The organism is Mycobacterium sp. E2462 (genome assembly GCF_001672685.1).
In the GTDB taxonomy this organism is placed as follows: domain Bacteria; phylum Actinomycetota; class Actinomycetes; order Mycobacteriales; family Mycobacteriaceae; genus Mycobacterium.
In genome coordinates, this window is the sequence record NZ_LZKC01000305.1 from 1 (window position 1) to 3501 (window position 3501).

3 protein-coding genes and 1 pseudogene are annotated in these 3501 nt (G+C 70.2%); all 4 read right to left on the reverse strand.

Going from position 1 to position 3501, the window contains the following annotated elements:
• On the reverse strand, positions 1 to 1016 hold a 1016-nt coding region (locus tag A5714_RS15615), incomplete at its 3' end, for a PPE family protein (protein WP_068286470.1).
• Between the two features lie 753 nt (positions 1017 to 1769).
• Entirely contained in the window at positions 1770 to 2987 is a 1218-nt protein-coding gene (locus A5714_RS15620) for a PPE family protein (protein WP_068286464.1), read from the reverse strand.
• A 7-nt stretch (positions 2988 to 2994) separates the two neighbouring features.
• On the reverse strand, positions 2995 to 3294 hold the full coding sequence (locus tag A5714_RS15625) for a PE family protein (RefSeq protein ID WP_068068106.1): 300 nt from the start codon (positions 3292 to 3294) through the stop codon (positions 2995 to 2997).
• A 64-nt stretch (positions 3295 to 3358) separates the two neighbouring features.
• A pseudogene (locus A5714_RS27450) lies at positions 3359 to 3501 on the reverse strand (hypothetical protein); the annotation flags it as partial.

A 3501-nucleotide genomic window follows, 5' to 3' on the forward strand; every position in this document is an offset into this window, starting at 1 on the left:
CGGGCCGCCTGACCAGCCGCCGCCGCCGCACCCCCGCCGACATGACCCACGCCACCCAAGTTGCCCAACCCCAAAGAGGCGAACTGCGGCGTCGGGAACCACGCGCCACCAGCACCCGCCGTGTCACCACCGGGACCGAACGTCAGCTGCTGCGCCATCGACATGCCGAAGTTGGCCATGCCGTTCGAGAAGTACGCCAGACCCGTGGTCTGCTTCAAGAACACCGTGTAGAGGCTTGAGCTCAGCCCGGCGTAGTTGTTGGTCGGCGTCGGCAAGCCCTGCGTCAGGAAGTCGTTGATCAGGTTCTCCAACCAGGTGAACGGCCCTGGCGTATCGGTCGCCGCCGCGGCCTGTTGCACCGGAGCCGCGGCAGTCGCCAGCTGTGTACCGGCCTGGGTGGTGGCGTTGGCCACGCTCTGCGCGGTGCTGGTGGCCGGCTGCGCCTGGGCGTTGCTCACGGCCAACGCCTGGTCGGCGACCGCGTCCGGCGACGTCGTGTTCGGCGGCGCGGTGAACGGCGACAGCTCCGAGGCCGCCAACGACGACCCGGCATAGCCGTACATGGCCCCGGCGTCCTGGGCCCACATCTCGGCGTACTGCGCCTCCGTGGCCGCGATCGCCGGGGTGTTCTGCCCCAGGAAGTTGGTCGCGATCAGCGTCGCCAACAGCACCCGATTCGCCGCGATCACCGGCGGCGGCACCGTCAGGGCGAAGGCGGTCTCGAAGGCGGCCGCGGCGGCCCGCGCCTGCCCGGCGGTCTCCTCGGCCTGCGCCGCCAAGGCGGTGAGCCACGACACGTAGGGCGTCACCGCCGACACCATCGTCGACGCCGCGGGCCCCACCCAATTGCCGTTGGTCAGCTCCGCGATCACCGACGAATAGCCGCTGGCGGCGGTGGTCAGCTCCGCCCCCAGCGCATCCCAGGCCGCGGCGGCGGCCATGATCGGCCCCGACCCCGGACCTGCATAGATGCGCCCAGAGTTGATCTCCGGTGGCAACACCCCGAAGTCAAGCACTCACGAACCCCCCGGCTCGAACGACATCTGTTTCCCTCGCAAGCGATTCAGGCTGTGGCCTCTCGAGCATTTGCTCGTTTGCGAACGCTAGAGCGTCGCGATGTGCGTCGCCGCCACCCGAGAGAGCCACCCGCCGGCGGCCGCCGTCCTCACCCTCGGCGACGCGCCCGAAGCGCTCCGCCGCGATCCCGGCGCAGGCGTAGCCCGGTCACCGCCGTGACCTGCGGGAACACCGGATCGGCGCGGGGCGCCGGCGGCGGCGATGACGGTCTGCTAGCCTTCCCTCCGCGGCGCCAACGGCGGTGAAAAGCGCTGCGCAGGATAAAAATCCGGCAGCAGTTAAACCCGCGGTGCTGCTGGTCGGAACCGGCCGCTGACGCGTGTTTGCGGTAGAGCCCGGAAGCGCCCGTGCCGTAGCGCTGCGCGCTGCCGGCCGGCCGCCGAAAGAGCGCTTTGCGAGCCACCGGTGGCCGACCGGCGACTAATGCCGGAAAGGGGTCGGCGGGTGACGGAAAGGTTTCTTAAGACCAATTTCCGCACACGCGAGAACCATTTAATTGCACGACAATTTTAGGGCGGCGAATTCGGGTTTTTCGGTGCGGCAATGCGCGTGCAGCGTCGCCGGGCCTGCTGAAGTAGCCGGGCGAAATTCGACGACTCCCGGCGCCAAATGTCGGGGTCGGCACGCCACTGGTCACCGACCCGCAGTGGGGCCGGTGACCAGTGAGCAGCGAGGTAAAAGCGCCCGAGGGCCTACCCGGCGAAGGGTGGGCGGGCCATGACGGTGGGGCGGAATCCGTATTTGGGTCCGGCCGCGCCGTGGCCGCCGGCGCCGACACCGGCCAGCGGCATGCCCCCGAGCAGGTTGCCCGCACCCGCGGCCTCCGGCGCCGCGCTGATGCTGCTGACCGGGATCGCGTGCCCCACCATCGGCGCCACCGACGGGCCCCCGGTCCAGGCCACCGGCACCGACAGCTTGCCACCCAGCGAAGCCGCGCCACCGATCGCGGCCACCGGGTGCGCCGCGGCCGCGCCGCCACCGAGCATCCCGCCCAGGCCACCAAGGCCGGGCAGCGCCTTGGCCGCCGCAGGGGCCGCACCGCCGAGCGCGCCCAGCGACTTGGCCATCTGCACGCCGAAGTTGCCCATACCGACACTGAAGTACGGCAGACCCTCGGTGTTGTAGAACAAGCTCGCGAAGGGGCTGTAGCCGTTGACCGCAGAGCCGAGGCTGGTCGGCAGGCTGGTCTGACCGGTCAGCAGGAACCACAGTTCCGACAGCGGGTCGGTCTGCGTCGCGGCCGCCGCGGCCTGCGTCGTGGTCGTCCCCGTGGTGGCCGCCGGCTGCGCCAGCGCCTGCAGGGTCTTGGTCGTGCTGGTCGCCGTGGAGTTGGCCGTCGCGTTGGTGGTCGCGGCGGCCTGGTTGGCCTGACCCGACGGGTTGACCACCTCCGGGGCGTTCTGGAAGGTACTCACCTTCGACGCCGTCGCCGACTGACCGGCATAGGAGTACATCGCCCCAGCATCCTGGGCCCAGAACTCGCCGTACTGCGTCTCCAGCTGCGCGATCAGCGGGGTGTTCTGCCCCAGCACGTTGGTGGCGCGCAACTGCTGGACGGCGGCGCGGTTCGCCGCGATTAGCGGCGGCGGCACCGACGCGGCCAGCGCGGTCTCGTACGCCGCCGCGGCGGCCTGGGCCTGGGTGGCCGCCTCCTCGGCCTGCGCGGCCGTCGTGGTCAACCACGTCACATACGGCTGCGCCGCCTGTGCCATCGTGGCCGACGCCGTGCCGAGCCACTCCTCGCTGCTCAGCGCCGTGATCACGTTCTCGTAGTTCAGCGCGGCCGAGTTCAGCTCCGCGGCCAACGCATTCCACGACGACGCGGCGGTCATGAACGAGCCCGAACCCGGACCCGAGTAGATCCGCGCCGAGTTGACCTCAGGGGGCAGTGATCCGTAATCCAACACGATTGACTCCTTAACCCGTCGCGGCCGCGTTGGCCGCCTCAGTCAGCGCGTACGACCCGGAGCTGGTGCTCAGGGTGTTGACAAACAATTCGTGGACGGCCGCCGCTTGGGCGCTCACGGCCTGGTACAGCTGCGCGTGCGCGGCGAATTGCGCCGCCGTGAGCGCCGACACCTCATCGGCGGCCGCCGGTACCACTCCGGTCGTCGGGGCCGCGGCCGCGGCGTTCTGTGCGCTCAGCGTCGAGCCGATGGTTTGCAGATTGCCTGCCGCCGCGGACAGCGCCTCTGGCTGCGTTGTGACGAATGACATCTATCTCGGTTTCCTTCGTGTCGGCGTGGTTGGTGGGTAGTTGAGATGCATCGGCGCCGTCCCGTTATCCGGCCGAGGGTGGGCGGGTCAGGACGCTGTAGCGGAACCCGTACTTGTTGACATAGCCCGCGGTCGCGCCGCGGCGGCCCATGCCCCCCATCGGCATGCCCCGCAGCAAGGCGTTGGGCGAGTTCGCCCCCGCCGCAC